General features: G+C 34.6%; 7 protein-coding genes. All 7 read left to right on the plus strand.

Annotated elements, in window-relative coordinates; translation table 11 throughout:
- Positions 1-39: 39 nt before the first annotated feature.
- The 7 genes from gndA to JMI89_RS07070 all read left to right on the plus strand — a co-directional run bounded on the left by gndA (position 40) and on the right by JMI89_RS07070 (position 22,016).
- The gene (gene gndA, locus JMI89_RS07040) at positions 40-1,461 is read left to right on the plus strand and encodes an NADP-dependent phosphogluconate dehydrogenase (RefSeq protein WP_187754816.1); all 1,422 of its coding nucleotides are present in this window, start codon (positions 40-42) and stop codon (positions 1,459-1,461) included.
- Between the two features lie 124 nt (positions 1,462-1,585).
- A complete protein-coding gene (rlmKL, locus tag JMI89_RS07045) occupies positions 1,586-3,691 on the plus strand; it encodes a bifunctional 23S rRNA (guanine(2069)-N(7))-methyltransferase RlmK/23S rRNA (guanine(2445)-N(2))-methyltransferase RlmL (RefSeq protein ID WP_220679658.1) in 2,106 nt (701 codons plus the stop codon).
- Between the two features lie 1,125 nt (positions 3,692-4,816).
- Positions 4,817-8,152: a DUF6138 family protein gene (locus JMI89_RS07050; RefSeq protein WP_220679659.1), complete on the plus strand. Its 3,336-nt coding sequence runs from the start codon at positions 4,817-4,819 to the stop codon at positions 8,150-8,152.
- A gap of 105 nt (positions 8,153-8,257) precedes the next feature.
- Positions 8,258-11,602 carry a DUF6138 family protein gene (locus JMI89_RS07055; protein ID WP_220679660.1) on the plus strand — a complete coding sequence of 1,115 codons (3,345 nt, stop codon included), beginning with the start codon at positions 8,258-8,260 and terminating at the stop codon, positions 11,600-11,602.
- A 90-nt stretch (positions 11,603-11,692) separates the two neighbouring features.
- On the plus strand, positions 11,693-15,049 hold the full coding sequence (locus JMI89_RS07060; RefSeq protein WP_220679661.1) for a DUF6138 family protein: 3,357 nt from the start codon (positions 11,693-11,695) through the stop codon (positions 15,047-15,049).
- 100 nt (positions 15,050-15,149) lie between these two features.
- The gene (locus JMI89_RS07065; RefSeq protein ID WP_220679662.1) at positions 15,150-18,515 is read left to right on the plus strand and encodes a DUF6138 family protein; all 3,366 of its coding nucleotides are present in this window, start codon (positions 15,150-15,152) and stop codon (positions 18,513-18,515) included.
- 105 nt (positions 18,516-18,620) lie between these two features.
- A complete protein-coding gene (locus JMI89_RS07070; protein WP_220679663.1) occupies positions 18,621-22,016 on the plus strand; it encodes a DUF6138 family protein in 3,396 nt (1,131 codons plus the stop codon).
- The last annotated feature ends 54 nt before the right edge of the window (positions 22,017-22,070 follow it).

The following is a 22,070-nucleotide window of genomic DNA, read 5'->3' on the forward strand; positions in this document are numbered from 1 at the left end:
AGTACAATAAAAGAATAGGGTACAAAAAGAGGTTTTAAAATGTCTAAACAAGAGATTGGTGTAATTGGTATGGCGGTCATGGGCCGTAATCTAGCATTAAATATTGAAAGTCGTGGATATTCGGTATCAATTTATAATCGTTCTAAAGATAAAACAGAAGAAGTGATAAGTGAAAATCCCGGAAAAAATTTAGTGCCTTATTATACCTTACAAGAATTTGTTAATTCTTTACAAAAACCTCGACGGATTTTAATTATGGTGCAAGCGGGTAAAGGTACCGATGCTGTTATAAATGAGCTTAAACCATTATTAGATAAAGGAGATATCATTATTGATGGTGGTAATGCTTATTTTGAAGATACCATCCGTCGTAATAAAGATTTGTCAGATGCTGGTTTTAATTTTATTGGCACTGGTGTATCTGGTGGTGAAGAAGGCGCACTGAAAGGACCTTCTATTATGCCTGGAGGCCAAAAAGAAGCTTATCAATTAGTAGCCCCTATTTTAGAAAAAATTGCTGCTAAAGTTAATGGTGAACCATGTGTAACCTATATTGGTCCAAATGGGGCAGGGCACTATGTCAAAATGGCGCATAATGGTATTGAATATGGCGACATGCAGTTGATTGCTGAAAGTTATGCATTTTTAAAACATGCTGTTGGCTTGACTAATGATGAACTCGCTGAGGTATTTACTGATTGGAACAAAGGCGAATTAAATAGTTATTTAATTGAAATTACGGCTGATATCTTTAAGCACAAAGATTCATCAGGTACTTATCTGATTGATGTTATTTTAGATGCCGCCGGAAATAAGGGAACAGGTAAATGGACAAGCCAAAGTGCTTTGGATTTAGGTGAACCATTATCGTTAATTACTGAATCAGTTTTTGCCCGGTATATTTCAGCATGTAAAGCGCAACGGGTTGCTGCATCGAGAGTATTACAAGGACCAAAGGTAACGGTACAATCAGATAATAAACAAGCATTAATCGAAAAAGTTCGTAAAGCATTATATATGGGCAAGATTATTTCTTATGCTCAAGGTTTTGCACAATTAAAAGCAGCTTCGGAAAAATATGAATGGAACCTTAATTATGGTGAAATTGCCAAAATTTTTAGAGCAGGTTGTATCATTCGTGCACAATTCTTACAGAAAATTACCGATGCCTATACGGATAATCAGGAAGTGGTTAATCTATTATTAACACCATATTTCAAACAAACTGTAGAAGCTTATCAACAATCATTACGTGATGTAGTTGCGTTAGCTGTACAAAACGGTATCCCTGTGCCTACATTGTCTGCTGCCATTACTTATTATGATAGTTATCGAAGTGCAGTATTGCCAGCAAACCTAATTCAAGCGCAGCGTGATTACTTTGGCGCTCACACTTATCAGCGAACCGATAAAGAAGGTGTATTTCATACTGATTGGATGGGAATTGAAGGCTCGCGTTAATTAGCAATGAACGATAATCAAATGCGATAAGGAAGCTAAGGCTTCCTTTTTTGTATGTTTAAATTAGGTTTAATCAGTAAACCTGTATATAATTAACAACAATTTTATAGTATTGTGATATTAAATGAATAAATTATTTTCCAGTTGTCCGCGGGGGCATGAAGAACTCCTCAAACGAGAGTTACAAGATATTGGAGCAACCGCTTGTCAGATCGTGCAAGGTGGGGTTAGTTTTGAAGCTGATGATAAAACCTTATATCGTAGTTTACTTTGGTCCCGATTAGCATCACGCATTTTTCTACCGATTGCTGAATTCGATATTTATAGTGATCTAGATCTTTATAGCTGTGTACTTAATCTTAACTGGACTAATATTTTTAATGTCGATACCTCCTTTATGATTCACTTTGTTGGAACTAATGATTTTATTCGTAATAGCCAATACGGTGCTTTAAAGATTAAAGATGCCATTGTGGATGTATTCAGTCGTAAAATGGCAGAACGACCTAACGTTGTTAAAGATAATCCAGATATTCGGATTCATGCATTCTTGGTAAAAAATCGTATAACTTTATCGTTAGATCTCAGTGGCGAAAGTTTACATCAACGCGGTTACCGTGAGAAAACCGGTGAAGCACCACTAAAAGAAAATCTAGCTGTAGCAATTATACAGCGTTCTGGATGGCAATATGATCAAGTCTGCATTGACCCGATGTGTGGTTCTGGAACGTTATTAATAGAGGCCGCAATGATGGCAGCTAATATTGCTCCCGGTTTAAAACGTAAAAATTGGGGTTTTTTAGCATGGAAAAATTTTAATGCCACATTATGGAATGAAGTACTGTTTGAAGCTAAAGAACAGATTAAACCAGTAACCACGCCATTTGTAGGTTATGATAATGATGCTCAGGTAATTAAAAAAGCTAAACAAAATGCTAATAAAGCTGGTGTGGGGCAGTATGTTGACTTTGTCGTGCAAGATGTGACACAACTCACCAATCCTTATCCTGACCAAATTGGTCTTATAATAAGCAATCCGCCTTATGGTGAACGATTAGAGAGTGAGCCGGCATTAATTGCGTTACATACTACGCTAGGTCAGCGAGTTAAACACTTTTTTGGCGGATGGCATTTATCATTATTTAGCGCAGCACCACAATTGCTGGATTGTTTGCAAATGCGTGCTGATAGAATATTTAAAGCCAAAAATGGTCCATTAGATTGTGTACAAAAAAATTATTACATCGCTAAGCGAGATAATACAAATTCATTAGATAACATCATACCGGCTACTGATTTTGCAAATCGCTTACGTAAAAACAGCCTAAAATTAGCAAAATGGGCAAAACAGGAAGGGATTGAATGTTATCGACTTTATGATGCAGATTTACCAGAATACAATGTAGCAATCGACCAATATAAAGATAAAGTGGTCGTTCAAGAGTATGCTGCACCGAAAACAGTTGATATGGCTAAAGCGAAACAGCGTCTATTTGATATCATTAATGCTACCATGTCAGTGTTAGCTTTGAATGCAAATCAGTTAATCCTAAAATCACGAGAAAAGCAAAAAGGTAAAAAACAGTATCAAAGTTTAGCGCAAAAGCAGGATTTCTTTTTAGTTAACGAATATAACGCAAAATTCTGGGTTAATTTAACGGATTATTTAGATACTGGTTTGTTTTTAGATCACCGTATTGCTCGTAAGATGCTCGGTGATTTAACGAAAGGAAAAGATTTCTTAAATTTATTTGCTTATACCGGTAGTGCTACAGTTTATGCTGGGTTGGGTGGTGCCAAAACGACCACTACTGTGGATATGTCACGCACGTATTTAGAATGGGCAGATCGTAACCTAAAGCAAAATGGATTAACCGGTAAAAATCATCGTATTATTCAAGCAGATTGCCTGTTTTATTTACGCGAGAGTTCCGAACAATTTGATATAATCTTTGTTGATCCACCGACTTTCTCTAACTCAAAGCGTATGTCTAACACATTTGATGTACAACGTGATCATTTAGATCTTATGAAAAATTTAAAACGTTTATTACGTCCTAATGGTGTGATTATGTTTTCGAATAATAAGCGTGGCTTTAAACTTGATTATATGGGCCTCAAGGAACTTAATTTGCAGGCAGAGGATATTAGTGAAAAAACCATTTCATTAGATTTCAAGCGTAATAAACAGATTCATTGCTGCTTTATGATTAAACATTGTGCAGGGTAAAATTTAGTTACAAAAGATAAGTCGGTTAACTATTTTGCTGGTAAATTCAGTTTATGACGCATGGCTCAATTTCAATCAAGGTATGCGTTTTCTTTCTGCATTTTTGTTGGGTTTATATTTTAACTGGTTGATTTGCATTATTAAATTCAGTTTCAATCTAACGGGTATGACATTAAATTTTTGACATGAATCAAGATGTTCAATCATCGCTCGATGAAAAGAAAATGAAGTTACACCTCAAATCTTAGACTCAACTCATGCTCGACAAATTTCACACGAAAGCTAACTGGCGATCATTCTCTTTGATAAGTAGTTTTGCCATTTAATAGTTAAAAGTAGTAGGAATTAGTGAGACAGTTTGACGTTATTCAAACGTATTCGAGCATTATATGGCAATTCAAATAAGATTATAGTGCCAAATAATAAAGTATTTTCGCATCTATAGCTTTTTTTTGAAATTAGAGTGCGTCCGTAGGGGCTTTGTGTATGACCTCATACTAAGTGGTAAACTTTGTGTGATGCGTCATTTCTCATCAACAAGATTAATGCCTGTAGTTACCAAATAATTGTGATTACCATATCATAGTTATTGCTAATATGTATAAAAATAGTTAGTAATGAGTAATAAAATTAAATATTAACTACATTGAAGGAATTAACAGTATTTATTACCTAAAAAACATTCCAAACACTCAATACAAGCCTACAAAACAGTTTAATTGTATTGCAAAGCGGCAATAAATATCGTTATTTTAAATTTTGGTGCAATATCGCTTGTAGAAAGTGTAAAGTATTTTCTTTACAACTTTATTAATCTAGAATGTTATTCTACAAACTCCCCTTAAAAAAACAGTTTCGAATGTTTATATAAAGAAAATTAATAGACAAAATTAATTCAACTATCTTTTTTATAATCACTATTCAAAAGGAATATACAGAAATCCTAAAATATTAGAAAGTGATATGATTTGAATTCAATATAAGAACTTATCTAATTCTATCTCAGTGCTAGCAAAATAATGGTCGTTTTTATAATCAAAATTTTATAAACTCAAAAACTTATATTAATTACTTTTCAATTTATTTATAAGAACTGACATAGAATTATAATTAGGAATATAGGAAATGAAATATTATCTGGAGTTTAAAGATACATTATCAAACAAATTTTGGTATATCACCCAACAAGACGAATCCCTAACAATCGTATTTGGTAAGATAGGTACAAAAGGACAAACACAAGTTAAAACGTTTTCTTCGCCTGCCGATGCGGAAAAAGAAGCGAACAAACTAATAAAATCGAAAATCAAAAAGGGCTATGAGGAAAAAGCGATCCCACCAGCGCTTGAACAATCAACCTGCACAGAAAAAACAATCATCAAAATGGCCGACGCCCCAAAACCCAAATACCACCCAAAACCGATTCCACCTAAAGATGTGATTGATGATGGTAAAGAAAAACCGTGGAGAAATCTTGTAGAATTTGATTTTGAAGAGTTACGTAAAGTACCTCCCGTTCAACAACTAACAAAAAATATTAATAACCCGATCAAAGAAGGCACTTTAACCAAAACACCACAAGAACAAGAATTCGATAACTTAAAAATATCATTACGAAGTTATATAAAGCAAGGTGAGCAGTTCGATATCGAAGCGACATTTGAACAATTAAAAGCATTAAGTCCAAGTGCTGAGGTATTTCAAACGTTAGTTAAAGATACTCTTGAAGTTATTTTTTCAAAATTCATCAATAAAATATCGCCAATGCATTTTGATTGTATAACCTATCTCCTAACAATCAAAGATCCCAACATAGTGGTAAAAGATTTTTATGCTCAAGGTGTATTGAAATATATTTATGACTATTATCAAACCCGTCCCGATTCAATCCATCGTCTGGCTGAACAATATCTTACCGATTATCCGGTACAAATGGCAGATAAAATAGCCAGCACGTTACAACACATTGTTGACACTATTCGAGCCTGTGGAGAAGATAATATTCCAGCTAACAAATTAGCTGAAAATGTTTGTGGTTTTTATATTACCTTCGATGAAGTATTTCTGAGAATACTCGTTTTAATTCGAGGCGAGAATCCAAAAAATTATCGAACATTTGATATTAGTGATCTAGAGTATAATGCGCCTCAGTATTGTGATCAGATAAATAATCAATATTTTGTTCCATTACTTACCGAAAAACTCCAGAAAATGCTGGATGATGGTTTTTTTGGTGATATGACTAATAGATATTTCAAAATTGCCCTTTTCCAAACAGATAATATTCTTATTGAAATACCACTAGAGCAAACCTACCGACAAACAAAGGTATTTGAGCTTGAAAGAGACCTAAAATATCTCGAGCAATCAGATGAATATTATGCAGATTTGCTAACTGACACGGTTGAGGAATATTTTGCCTATAATGGCATTATTGATAATTATGATACCGATAGAATTTTAGCATTACTAAAAAAATATCTTTATTCATGTGAAAAAGAGGCTGAATCGGAAGGACGTTCTCTGTTAAGGAAATACAAAGATTTTGATTATAACAAATGGTGGTTAGTTTATTTACAGTTTGAATGGGCTAATTTTGATTATAGATATGCTTATAACGGTGTTGAATGCTTAGTTGATAAAGGATATGAACCAGCAATTTTACAAAAACAAGCGTGGGATAAGCTGGGCATTATTGATAGCAAGTCAGAAAAAAAAGACGATTCACGCTATCAATCAGCAACCGAACGTTTTTATAATACTTTTACTGAAAATGATGTTTTTTGTGAAATTGATACTATTATCGCCAGAGCCATGCCAACGGGCGGTGAAATTTACTTACGCTTTAAACAAGAAAGTGAACAGGCATATTCCGATGCGCTTGATTATTTAAATGGAATAATGGCAAAAGGTTATTCAGAAATATTTCAGGGGCATTGGCTTCATATTTATTTTGTTGCCAAGCCTAAATACTATTCTGAATTTGCTAAATATGTTGAAGACTTTGAATACCTTAAAGACATTGAAGAATCAGAACTAGGGCTAGCGATAGGAGGTATAGTCTGTGGTTCACATGCCTTTTTCCGCAAAGCAGTGATGTACGAAAGTTTACACGATAAAATAAGAGAGTTTGTTGACTTAACCATGTATCAAGATCATAAAAGTTTTGAAATACAAAATGAAAGTTCAGTCGCCGGGACATTCGCCGCCATAGCCTTAGCAATGACGGATGTAAAACATATGGATTTGGCTATTAAATTTGCTAATGAAATCGATAGTTACTATGAAGATTTGGCTAGTAATTTTGGTATTGTTCTTGAAAAATATTGGGGCATTACGCCCGAAACAGCGGTTGCGATTGCGTTATTGCAATTAAGTTATGAGTGTCATACGGCTAAATTATCTAGTCAATTTTATAAAATTCCGCAAAATTTAGCTAGTTTGACGGATTATTACAGAAGGAATGAGCCAAAAAACCCAAATTGTAAATTGACTAATTTAGTAATAGAACTTTTTGATAATTATAAACCTAGTTATGCTCTTAAAAAGTTAAAAAAATTATTTAATAATGCGACTGATCCGCAAGAAAAGTTGATATACGCAGATTTTCATAATTTAGTTATAGAAGCTTTTGAGGAAGAAGGAGAAGTTAGCGGTCAACCAATTATCTATAATCTCCCTCCTAAATATGAAAACGATTCCAAACCGTTAACAATAGTTGACCAAAATTTTATCGAAAATCCACCTTGTGTCATTACGCCATTGGAAGCTAAAAAGCGTGGGTTTAATGTTAGAGAATTGGAAACTTATGATTCCTCATGGAGAGCAGTTATTTTTGCGCCATTAACGATAACTAATCCTTACATTTTCGATGCTATTATCCAATATTGTAAGGTGCAAAATGACATAGGTACTCGCTCTGTTATCCTTTGGGGCGCTGAACAGGCATACTGTTTTGGTAAAAAGGTTGTGATTGATTTTAGTGGCACCCCCTATCAAGTGGGTATGGGAATTTATGGTATAAATCAAGCTCAGCTAATTTATGGTGTAATGGATTTTGCTAAGATTGCTGTTGCAATGAACAAACAAGCGCCCGATAAAGAAAAATTATTCGCACTGCGAAAACAATATTATTATTTCGATAGTCCAAAAGGGAGTCCTGTTATTGATAAATCTAAGCCTGGTATGATGTATTTGGATGAAGCTTTAGCAGCTGGGGTTTTTGAGGATGATAATTATCGGGCAATCAAAAAGCTTGAAAAAATCACCCCAGATATGGGCGAAGTCTATGATGCCTCACTGCTGTTTATGGCATATATACAGCAGAAAAAACTAGATTATGCCATGGAGAAACTGCAAAGAAAACTCGATACTACTGAACTAAAACAGGTGTACCAAACAGCACAAAAACGCCTGCCACAATATCAAGAATACTGGCAGGAAAAGTTAGCCAAATTATAATTAATAAAAAGGCTTACTAATTGGGGCTTATGCCCCAATAAACAGGATAAAGTCAAATTATTCTAATAAATATAAAAAAGATAAGTATTAGGAAAACATAACACAATGAAAAAGTATTTAGAATATAGCGATCTACAGTCAAACAAATTTTGGTATATCACCCAACAAGACGAATCCCTAACAATCGTATTTGGTAAGATAGGGACAAAAGGACAAACACAAGTTAAAACGTTTTCTTCGCCTTACGATGCGGAAAAAGAAGCCAACAAACTGATCAAATCAAAAATCAAAAAGGGCTATGAGGAAAAAGCAATTCCACCAACGCTTGAACAATCAACCTGCACAGAAAAAACAATCATCAAAATGCCTGATGCTCCAAAACCAAAACAACACCCCAAACCCATTCCACCCAAAGATGTGATTGATGATGGTAAAGAAAAACCGTGGTTTAATCTTCAAGGATGGTCATATGGAGGTCGATCTAATCCATTTGGTTTTGAAGAGTTACGTAAGATGTCGTCTGAAAAAGTTACTCCTATTCAGCCACAACCAAAAGAAATTCATGCCTCGATTAAAAAAGAGACAGCCATCAAAACACCACAAGAACAAAAATTTGATAATTTAAAATTATTGTTACGAGGTTATATAAAGCAAGGTGAGCAGTTTGATATCGAAGCGACGTTTGAACAATTAAAAGCATTAAGCCCAAGCAATAATGAATTTCAAATTTTTATTAAAGAGATGCTTCTGCTCATTTTTTCAAAATTTATCAAGAATATTTCGCCTATTCACTTTGATTGCATTACGTATTTCTTGAGAATCAAAGATCCAAAAATTACTTTTAGCGGGCTCTTTGCTGAAGGAGTAATGAAATATATTTATAGCCACTACAAGACTCGCTCTGAATCAATCCATAGTCTGGCGGAACAATATCTTACCGATTATTCGGTACAAATGGTAACTAAAATAGTTAACGCATTACAATGCATTGTGAATACTATCCGAGCAGGTGGCGCAGATAATATCCCAGCTTACAAATTACCGAATCAAATTAATGGTTTTTATATTACTTTTGATTATAAAAATCGGGGAATGGATAAATTTCTAGAAATAAATTCTTTAACATATAAATGCAATCAAAAAACATATTATTCAGAAAATATAAATGAGCTTGAATATGATCCGGAAAGTTATTGTGATCAAATAAATAATCAATATTTTTTTCCACTACTTGCCGAAAAACTCCAAAAAATGCTAAATGATGGTTTTTTTGATGGTATAACTGATAATTATTTTAACATTGTAGTTTGTCAAATAAACAATATCATTATTGAAACACCACTTGAACCAAACTATCGACAAACAAGGCTATTTGAGCTTGAAAGAGACCTAAAATATCTGGAGCAATCAGATGAATATGATGCAGATTTGTTAACTAATACTGTTGATAAATATTTTGCTTTTGATGGTATTGTAAGAAAACATGATACCGATAGAATTTTAGTGTTACTAAAAAAATATCTTTATTCGGGTGAAAAAGAGGCTGAATCGAAAGGACGTTCTCTACTAAATAAATACTGCGATTTTGATTATAACAAATGGCGTTTAGTTGATTTACAGTTTGAATGGGAAAATTTTGAATTTAAATATGCTGATATCTATATTCAAGACTTAGTTGATAAAGGATATGAGCCAGCAATTATTCAAAAACAAGCGTGGGAACAGCAGCTCATTAATGATTGCAAGCCAGAAAAAAAAGACGATTTAAGTAATCAATCAGAAACGGAGCGTTTTTATCATACTTTTTCTGAAAATGATATATTTTGTGAAACTGACACTATTATCGCCAGAGCCATGCCAACGGACGGTGAAATTTATTTACGCTTTAAACAAGAAAGCGAGCAGGCATATTCAGATGCACTTGATTATTTAAATGGCTTAATGAAAAAAGGTTATTCAAAAATATTTAAAGGGTATTGGCTTAGGATTTATTTTATTGCTAAACCAGAATACTATCCTGAATTAGCCAAGATTATTGAAGAATTTGAAACATTAGCCAGTGATTCACATGCCTTTTTCCGCAAAGCAGCGATGTACGAAAGTTTACATGATAAAATACGAGAATTTATTGAATTAACAATGGAGGTATCTCATTGTTGTTTAGATCTCCAAGATGAAGATAATTCTGTCGCTGGGACATTTGCTGCTATTGCCTTGGCGATGACGGATGTGAAACATATGGATATGGCAATTAAATTTGCGCTTGAGACCGACGATGAACACGATTTTTTTGCAAGTTATTTTGGTGGTGTTCTTGAAAAATATTGGGGTATTACGCCTGAAACAGCAGTTGCGATTGCATTATTGCAGTTAAGTCAACAAGATCCCCCTGATTTATCCAGTCAATTTTATAAAATACCGCAAAATCTTGCTGAGCTAGCTGATTATTTTAATAGCTGCGATTTCCCTTTTAAAAGTCGCAAAATTATTACCTTGGTAGAATGTCTTTGGGGAGATGGCAAATATAGCTTGAAGAAGTTAAAAAATTTGTTCAATCGTGCTACTGATCCTTTAGCAAAAGATATTTATGCTGATTTTCATAATTTAGTTTTAGACGCTCTTGAGGAAGAAAGAGAAGAGAGTGGTCAACCAATTATCTATAATCTCCCACCTAAATATGAAAGCGAATCTGAACCGTTAACAATAGTTGACCAAGATTTTATTGAAAATCCACCTTGTATCATTACACCATTGCAAGCTAAAAAGCGCGGGTTTGATGTTAGAGAATTGGAAACTTATGATTCCCCATGGGGAGCAGTAATTTTTGCGCCATTATCGATAACTAATCCCTATATTTTCGACGCTATTATCCAATTTCATAAAGTGCAAAATAACATAGGTGTCCGCTCTGTTATCATTTGGGGCACTGAACAAGCGTACTGTTTTGGTAAAAGGGTCGTGATTGATTTTAGTGGCACCCCTTATCAAGTGGGTATGGGAATTTATGGTAAAAACCAAGCTCAGCTAATTTATGGTGTAATGGATTTTGCTAAGATTGCTGTTGCAATGAATAGACAAGCCCCCGATACGGAAAAATTATTCGCACTGCGAAAACAACACTATTACTTTGACAGTCCCAAAGGAAGCCCAAACATTGATAAATCCAAGCCCGGTATAATGCATTTGGATGGGGCTTTAGCCGCCGGGATTTATAAGGATGATAATTATCGGGCAATCAAGCAGCTTGAAAAAATCACCCCGGATATGGGCGAAGTGTATGATGCCTCACTACTGTTTAGGGCATACATGATGCAGAAAAAACTAGATTATGCCATGGGGAAACTGCACAAAAAACTCGATAATAGTGAACTAAAACAGGTGTACCAAACAGCACAAAAACGCCTGCCACAATATCAAGAATACTGGCAGGAAAAGTTAGCAAAATTATAAAAAGGGGCTTATGCCCCAAAACAATAGGATAAATTTAATTTATTCTGATAAATATAATAAATAAGATAAATATAAGGAAAACATAAAACGATGAAAAAGTATCTAGAATATAGCGATTTACAGTCAAACAAATTTTGGTATATCACCCAACAAAACGAATCACTAACCATAGTATTCGGCAAGATAGGGACAAAAGGACAAACACAAGTTAAAACGTTTTCTTCGCCTGCCGATGCGGAAAAAGAAGCCAACAAACTGATAAAATCGAAAATCAAAAAGGGCTATGAGGAAAAAGCAATCCCACCAACGCTTGAACAATCAATCTGCACAGAAAAAACAATCATCAAAATGCCCGACGCCCCAAAACCGAAATATCACCCAAAACCCACACCACCCAAAGATGTGATTGATGACGGTAAAGAAAAACCATGGTTTGATCTTGATGAATGGGCAGATGAAGGTAAACCTAACCCATTTGATTTTGATGAGTTACGTAAAGTTACGCCTAAAAAATTTGCTCCAGTTAAACAACCACCAAAACAAAGTAATGCCCCGATAAAAAAAGAGACAGTCACCAAAACACCACAAGAACAAGAATTTGATAATTTAAAAGTTTTATTACGGAAATATATAAAGCAAGGTGAGCAGTTCGATATCGAAGCGACGTTTGAACAATTAAAAGTGTTGAGTCCAAGTACTAAGGTATTTCAAACGTTAGTTAAAGATACTCTTGAAGTTATTTTTTCAAAATTCATCAACATAATATCCCCAATGCATTTTGATTGTATAACCTATCTTCTAACAATCAAAGATCCCAATATTGTAGTGAAAGAATTTTATGCTCAAGGAGCATTAAAATATATTTATGACAATTATCAAACCCGTCCCGATTCAATTCATCGCCTGGCTGAAGAATATCTTAACGATTATCCAGTACAAATGGCAGACAAAATAGCCAGCACGTTACAACACATTGTTGACACAATTCGAGCTGGTGGTGAAGATAATATTCCAGCTTTCAAATTACCGAATCATACTTATGGTTTTTATATTACCTTCGATGAAAGATATCTGAAAATACTCGCTTTAATTCGAGGCGAGAATCCAAAAAGTTATCAATCATTTGCTATTAGTGATATTGAGTATAATCAGCCTCAGTATAATGATCAGATAAATAATCAATATTTTACCCCACTACTTACCGAAAAACTCCAGAAAATGCTGGATAGTGGTTTTTTTGAAGGTATTACTGATCATTATTTTAGAATTGCTTTCTGCAATAAGGACAATATTTTTATCGAAACACCAATAGAACAAACCTACCGACAAACAAAGATACTTGAGCTTGAAAGAGACCTAAAATATCTCGAACAATCAGATGAATATGATGTAGAATTGCTAACTGACACTGTAGAAGAATATTTTGCTTATAATAGGATCATTGAGCAATACGATACCGATAGAATTTTAGCATTATTAAAAAAATATCTTTATTCGGGGGAAAAAGAGGCTGAATCGAAAGGGCGTTCTCTGTTATGGAAACACACCCATGTTGATTTTAGAAAATGGTGGTTAGTTTATTTACAGTTTGAATGGGAAAATTTTAGTTATAAATATGTTTATAACAGTGTTGAATGCTTAGTTGATAAAGGATATGAACCAGCAATTCTACAAAAACAAGCATGGGATAAGCTGGGCATTAGAGATAGCAAGCCAGGAAAAAAAGACGATTCAAACAATCAATCAGAAACCGAACGTTTTTATGATACTTTTACTGAAACTGATGTTTTTTGTGAAACTGACACCATTATCGCCAGAGCCATGCCAACGGACGGTAAAATTTACTTACGCTTTAAACAAGAAAGTGAACAGGCATATTCGGATGCGCTTGATTATTTAAATGGTCTAATGGCAAAAGGTTATTCAAATATATTCGAGGGGCATTGGCTTCATATTTATTTTGTTGCCAAGCCTGAATACTATTCTGAATTCGCTAAATACGTTGAAGAATATGAAGACTTTGAAGAATTAGAGCTAGGGGCAGGAGGAATAGCTTGTTGTTCACATGTCTTTTTCCGCAAAGCAGCCATGTACGAAAGTTTACATGATAAAATTCGAGAGTTTGTTGACTTAACCATGTATGAATCTGATTATAGTTTTGATTTACAAGATGAATATAATTCAGTCGCCGGGGCATTTGCTGCTATTGCCCTGGCAATGACGGATGTGAAACATATGGATTTGGCTATTAAATTTGCACTTGAAACCGATGGTGACCATGAATATTTGGCAGGTAATTTTGGTATTGTTCTTGAAAAATATTGGGGTATTACGCCCGAAACTGCGGTTGCGATTGCGTTATTGCAATTAACTCAAGGTCAACATATGTCTGAATTATCCAGTCAATTTTATAAAATTCCGCAAAATTTAGCTAGTTTGACGGATTATTACAGAAGTAATGAGCCAAAAAATCCATATTGTAAATTGACTGATTTAGTAAAATATCTTTTTGGTGAACCTAGTTATAGTCTTAAAAAGTTAAAAAAATTATTCAATAATGCGACTGATCCGCAAGAAAAGTTGATATATGCTGATTTCCATGATCTGGTTTGGGAAGCATTGAATGAAAAAAATAAAGCGGTGGGTAATAAAATTGAATTTACACCACCTAAACCAGAAAGCGATTCCGAACCGTTAATTATTAATGAGCAAGATTTTATCGAAAATCCACCTTGTATCATTACACCATTGCAAGCTAAAAAACGCGGGTTTGATGTTAGAGAATTGGAAACTTATGATTCCCCATGGAGAGCAGTTATTTTTGCGCCATTAACAATAACTAATCCCTACATTTTCGACGCTATTATCCAATTTCATAAAGTGCAAAATAACATAGGTGTCCGCTCTGTTATCATTTGGGGCACTGAACAAGCCTACTGTTTTGGTAAAAAGGTCGTGATTGATTTCAGTGGCACCCCCTATCAAGTGGGTATGGGAATTTATGCTAAAAACCAAGCTCAGCTAATTTATGGTGTAATGGATTTTGCAAAGATTGCTGTTGCAATGAACAAACAAGCGCCCGATAAAGAAAAATTATACGCACTGCGAAAACAATACTATTACTTTGATAGTCCAAAAGGAAGCCCAAACATTGATAAATCTAAGCCCGGTATAATGTATTTAGATGAGGCTTTAGGAGCCGGGATTTATAAGGATGATAATTATCGGGCAATCAAACAGCTTGAAAAAATCACACCGGATATGGGCGAAGTGTATGATGCCTCACTACTGTTTATGGCATATATGCAGCAGAAAAAACTAGATTATGCCATGGAGAGACTGGAAAGAAAACTCGATACTACTGAACTAAAACAGGTGTACCAAACAGCACAAAAACGCCTGCCACAATATCAAGAATATTGGCAGGAAAAGTTAGCGGAATTATAAAAAATAAAATCATAAAAAGGGGCTTATGCCCCAATAAACAGGATAAATTCAAATTATTCTGATAAATATAAAAAATTAACCATAAGGAAAACATAAAACAATGAACCAATATTTTGAATGCATTGATGAAGTGAATAATAAATTTTGGTATATCGAGCAAAAAGATAACCTTTACACGGTGCTTTACGGTGCGGTTGGAACCGAAGGGCAAAAACACACTAAGACCTTTGCCTCGCAGGAGGAAGCAGAAAAAGAAGCCTGCAAAATAATAAAATCAAAACTTAAAAAGGGTTATCAAGAAAAAACCATACCAGCAACCCTATTGCCCGCGATAGCCCGATTAAGTCAAATTATCAAAATGCCCGATGCCCCAAAACCGAAATACCACCCCAAACCCACACCACCCAAAGATGTGATTGATGACGGTAAAGAAAAACCATGGTTTGATCTTGATGAATGGGCTGATGAGGGTCAACCTAACCCATTTGATTTTGATGAGTTACGTAAAGTTCCGCCTAAAAAAGTTGCTCCAGTTAAACAACCACCAAAACAAAGTAATGCCCCGATTAAAAAAGAGACAGTCACCAAAACACCACAAGAACAAGAATTTGATAACTTAAAAGTTTTGTTACGAAAATATATAAAGCAAGGTGAGCAGTTCGATATTGAAGCTAAGTTCGAACAATTAAAAGCGTTAAGTCCAAACAATAAGGAATTTCAAATTTTCATCAAAGATATGCTTCAAATGATATTTTCAAAATTTATGAAGAAAATATCACCTATTCACTTTGATTGCATTCCTTATCTTTTGAGAATCAGAGATCCAGAAATTCTTTTCCAAGAAATCTTTGCGCAAGGTGTGATGAAATATATTTATGACCGTTATCAGACTCATTCCGAATCAATCCATTGTCTGGCTGAACAATATCTTACCGATTATCCGGTACAAATGGTGGATAAAATAGTTAACGCATTACAGAGTATTTTTGAAACTACCCAGACAGGAGGTGAAAAAAATATTTCAGCTAACAAATTCCCTGAAAATGTTTGTGGCTTTAATATCACCTTTGATTATAAAACGCTGGAAATATATGCTTTATTCAATGAACGAAATTCCAAACGCTATTATTCAGAAAGTCTAAATGAGCTAGAATATGATGGGACTAGTTATGGCGTTGAGATAAATAATCAATACTTTGTTCCATTACTTACCAAAAAACTCCAGAAAATGCTGGATGATGGTTTTTTTGGTGGTATGACTGATAAATATTTCAGAATTGCCCTTTTCCAAACAGATAATATTCTTATTGAAATACCAATAGAACAAACCTACCGACAAACAAGGATATTTAAGCTTGAAAGCGACCTAAAATATCTCGAGCAATCAGATGAATATTATGCAGATTTGCTAACTGACACGGTTGAGGAATATTTTGCCCTTAATGGCGTTATTGAGCAATACGATACCGATAGAATTTTAGCATTACTAAAAAAATATCTTTATTCAGGTGAGAAAGAGGCTGAATCGAAAGGACGTTCACTGTTAAGGAAATACGACGATTTTGATTATAACAAATGGCATTTAGTTGATTTACAGTTTGAATGGGCTAATTTTGATTATAGATATGCTTATAACAGTGTTGAATGCTTAGTTGATAAAGGATATGAACCAGCAATTCTACAAAAACAAGCGTGGGATAAACTGGGCATTATTGATAACAAGCCTGATAGCAAGCCAGAAAAAAAAGACGATCCAGACGATCAATCAGAAACCGAACGTTTTTATGATACTTTTACTGAAACTGATGTTTTTTGTGAAACTGAAACCATTATCGCCAGAGCCATGCCAACGGGTGGTGAAATTTACTTACGCTTTAAACAAGAAAGTGAACAGGCATATTCCGATGCACTTGATTATTTAAATAACTTAATGGCAAAAGGTTATTCAAATATATTTGAGGGGCATTGGCTTCATATTTATTTTGTTGCCAAGCCTGAATACTATTCTGAATTCGCTAAATACGTTAAAAAATATGTACACTTTGAAGAATATGAACTAGGGATGGGGATAGCTTGTTGTTCACATGTTTTTTTCCGCAAAGCAGCGATGTACGAAAGTTTACATGATAAAATTCGAGAGTTTGTTGAATTAACTATGTATGAACTTGATTATAGTTTTGATTTACAAGATGAATATAGTTCAGTCGCCGGGGCATTTGCTGCTATTGCCCTGGCAATGACGGATGTGAAACATATGGATTTGGCTATTAAATTTGCACTTGAAATCGATGGTGACCATGAATATTTGGCAGGTAATTTTGGTATTGTTCTTGAAAAATATTGGGGTATTACGCCCGAAACAGCGGTTGCGATTGCGCTATTGCAATTAACTCAAGGTCAACATATGTCTGAATTATCCAGTCAATTTTATAAAATTCCGCAAAATTTAGCTAGTTTGACCGATTATTACAGTATGAACGAGCCAAAAAATCCATATTGTAAATTGACTTATTTAGTAAAATATCTTTTTGGTAAACCTAGTGATAGTCTTAAAAAGTTAAAAAAATTATTTAATAATGCGACTGATCCGCAAGAGAAATTGATTTATGCTGATTTTTATAATTTAGTTTTAGAAGCTCTTGAGGAAGAAGGAGAAGGTAGCGGTCAACCAATTATTTATAACATCTCACCTAAACCAGAAAGCGATTCCGAACCGTTAATCATCGATGAGCAAGATTTTATCGAAAATCCACCTTGTGTCATTACGCCATTGCAAGCTAAAAAACGCGGGTTTGATCTCAATGAATTATATACTCATGATTCCTCATGGAAAGCAATTATTTTTGCGCCATTAACGATAACTAATCCTTACATTTTCGACGCTATTATCCAATTTTATAAAGTGCAGAATGAAATAAATCCCAACTCTGTTATCGCTTGGGGCACTGAACAAGCCTACTGTTTTGGTAAAAGGGTCGTGATTGATTTTAGTGGCACCCCTTATCAAGTGGGTATGGGAATTTATGGTAAAAACCAAGCTCAGCTAATTTATGGAGTAATGGATTTTGCAAAGATTGCTGTTGCAATGAACAAACAAGAGCCCGATAAAGAAAAATTATACGCACTGCGAAAACAATACTATTACTTCGATAGTCCCAAAGGAAGCCCAAACATTGATAAATCCAAGCCCGGTATAATGCATTTGGATGCGGCTTTAGCAGCCGGGATTTATAAGGATGATAATTATCGGGCAATCAAACAGCTTGAAAAAATCACCCCGGATATGGGCGAAGTGTATGATACCTCACTATTGTTTATGGCATATATACAGCAGAAAAAACTAGATTATGCCATGGAGAAACTGCAAAGAATCGATACTACTGAACTAAAACAGGTATACCAAACAGCACAAAAACGCCTGCCACAATATCAAGAATACTGGCAGGAAAAGTTAGCCAAATTATAATTAATAAAAAGGCTTACTAATTGGGGCTTAAGCCCCAATTAACAGAATAAATTCAAATTATTCTAATAAATATAAAAAAGATAAGTATTAGGAAAACATAACACAATGAAAAAGTATCTAGAATATAGCGACCTACAGTCAAACAAATTTTGGTATATCACCAAACAAAACGAATCACTAACAGTCGTATTTGGTAAGGTAGGGGCAAAAGGACAAACACAAGTTAAAACGTTTTTATCGCCTGCCGATGCGGAAAAAGAAGCCAACAAACTGATCAGATCGAAAATCAAAAAGGGCTATGAGGAAAAAGCAATCCCACCAGCGTTTGAACAATCAACCTGCACAAAAAAAGCAATCCCACCAGCGTTTGAACAATCAACCTGCATAGAAAAGCAAAGCCAAACAATCATCAAAATGCCCGATGCCCCAAAACCGAAATACCACCCCAAACCCACACCACCCAAAGATGTGAAGGATGACGGTAAAGAAAAACCGTGGTTTAATCTTCAAGGATGGTCATATGGAGGTCAACCTAACCCATTTGATTTTGAAGAGTTACGTAAGGTACCTCCCGTTCAACAACCAACAAAAGAAATTAATAACCCGATTAAAAAAGAGATAGTCACTAAAACACCACAAGAACAAGAATTTGATAACTTAAAAATATTGTTACGAAACTATATAAAGCAAGGTGAGCAATTCGATATCGAAGCGACATTTGAACAATTAAAAGCATTAAGTCCAAATGATCTTAAATTTCAAATTTTTATCAGAGAGATGCTTCAACTCATTTTTTCAAAACTTATGAAGAACATCTCACCTATGCATTTTGATTGCATTACTTATCTTTTGAAAATTAGAGATCCAGAAAATAAATTTGTAGGCATCTTTGCCCAAGGCGTGATGAAATATATTTATGACCACAACAAGACTCACGTCGAATCAATCCATCGTCTGGCTGAACAATATCTTTCCGATTATCCGATACAAATGGTGGATAAAATAGTTAACGCATTACAGAGTATTTTTGATACTACTCAGGCAGAAGATGAAAAAAATATTCCAGCTAACAAATTCCCTGAAAATGTTTGTGGCTTTAATATCACCTTTGATTATAAAACGCTGGAAATCTATGCTTTATTCAATGAACGAAATTCCAAACGCTATTATTCAGAAAGTATAAATGAGCTAGAATATAATGCGAGTATTTATGGTGTTGAGATAAATAATCAATATTTAGTTCCACTACTTACCGAAAAACTTCAAAAAATGCTGGATGATGGTTTTTTTGGTGATATGACTAGTAAATATTTCAGAATTAGTCTTTGTCAACCGGATAATATTCTTATCGAAACACCAATAGAACAAACCTACCGACAAACCAAGATACTTGAGCTTGAAAGCGACCTAAAATATCTGGAGCAATCAGAAGAATATCATGCAGATTTGCTAACTAACACGGTTGAGGAATATTTTGCCTTCAATGGCATTATTGATAATTATGATACCGATAGAATTTTAGCATTATTAAAAAAATATCTTTATTCGGGTGAAAAAGAGGCTGAATCGAAGGGACGTTCTTTGTTAAGGAAATACGAAGATTTTGATTATAACAAATGGCGTTTAGTTGATTTACAGTTTGAATGGGCAAATTTTGGATTTAAATATGCTGATATACATATTCAACCCTTAGTTGATAAAGGATATGAACCAGCAATTCTACAAAAACAAGCGTGGGATAAGCTGGGCATTATTGATAATAAGTTAGGAAAAAAAGACAATTCAGACAATCAATCAGAAACCGAACGTTTTTATGATACTTTTACTGAAACTGATGTTTTTTGTGAAACTGACACCATTATCGCCAGAGCCATGCCAACGGGTGGTGAAATTTACTTACGCTTCAAACAAGAAAGTGAACAGGCATATTCGGATGCGCTTGATTATTTAAATGGCTTAATGGCAAAAGGTTATTCAAATATATTTGAAGGGCATTGGCTTCATATTTATTTTGTTGCCAAGCCTGAATACTATTCTGAATTCGCTAAATATATTGAAGACTATGAAGACTTTGAAGAATTAGAGCTAGGGGCAGGAGGAATCGCTTGTTGTTCACATGTCTTTTTCCGCAAAGCAGCCATGTACGAAAGTTTACATGATAAAATTCGAGAGTTTGTTGACTTAACCATGTATGAATTTGATTATAGTTTTGATTTACAAGATGAATATAATTCAATCGCCGGGGCATTTGCTGCTATTGCCCTGGCAATGACGGATGTGAAACATATGGATTTGGCTATTAAATTTGCACTTGAAACCGATGGTGACCATGAATATCTGGCAGGTAATTTTGGTATTGTTCTTGAAAAATATTGGGGTATTACGCCCGAAACAGCGGTTGCGATTGCGCTATTGCAATTAACTCAAGGTCAACATATGTCTGAATTATCCAGTCAATTTTATAAAATTCCGCAAAATTTAGCTAGTTTGACCGATTATTACAGAAGTAACGAGCCAAAAAATCCATATTGTAAATTGACTTATTTAGTAAAATATCTTTTTGGTGAACCTGGTGATAGTCTTAAAAAGTTAAAAAAATTATTTAATAATGCGACGAATCCGCAAGAAAAGTTGATATATGCAGATTTTCATGATTTAGTTTTAGAAGCTCTTAAGGATGAAGATGAAGTTAGCGGTCAACCAATTATTTATAACATCTCACCTAAGCCAGAAAGCGATGCCGAATCGCTAATCATTAATGAGCAAGATTTTATCGAAAATCCACCTTGTGTCATTACACCATTGGAAGCTAAAAAGCGTGGGTTTAATATCGATGAATTAGATTCTGATGGTTCATCGTGGGAAGCATTTGTTTTTGCCCCATTAACGATAACTAATCCTTATCTATTTGACCATCTGATTGAATTTATTAAACCTAGAAAAAAAATAACCGCTAACTCATCTATCATTTGGGGCGCTGGACAAGCGTACCGTTTTGGTAAAAAGGTCGTGATTGATTTCAGTGGCACACCTTATCAAGTGGGTATGGGAATTTATGGTAAAAACCAAGCTCAGCTAATTTATGGAGTAATGGATTTTGCTAAGATTGCAGATGCAATGAACAAACAAGCGCCCGATAAAGAAAAATTATACGCACTGCGAAAACAATACTATTACTTCGATAGTCCCAAAGGAAGCCCAAACATTGATTACTCTAAGCCCGGTATGATGTATTTGGATGAGGCTTTAGGCGCTGGGGTTTTGAAGGATGATAATTATCGGGCAATCAAACAGCTTGAAAAAATCACCCCGGATATGGGTGAAGTGTATGATGCCTCACTACTGTTTATGGCATATATGCAGCAGAAAAAACTAGATTATGCCATGGAGAGACTGGAAAGAAAACTCGATACTACTGAACTAAAACAGGTGTACCAAACAGCACAAAAACGTCTGCCACAATATCAAGAATATTGGCAGGAAAAGTTAGCGAAATTATAATTAATAAAAAGGCTTACTAATTGGGGCTTATGCCCCAATAAACAGGATAAATTC

The sequence above is a fragment of the Frischella sp. Ac48 genome (assembly GCF_019641635.1).
Lineage (GTDB): Bacteria > Pseudomonadota > Gammaproteobacteria > Enterobacterales > Orbaceae > Frischella > Frischella japonica.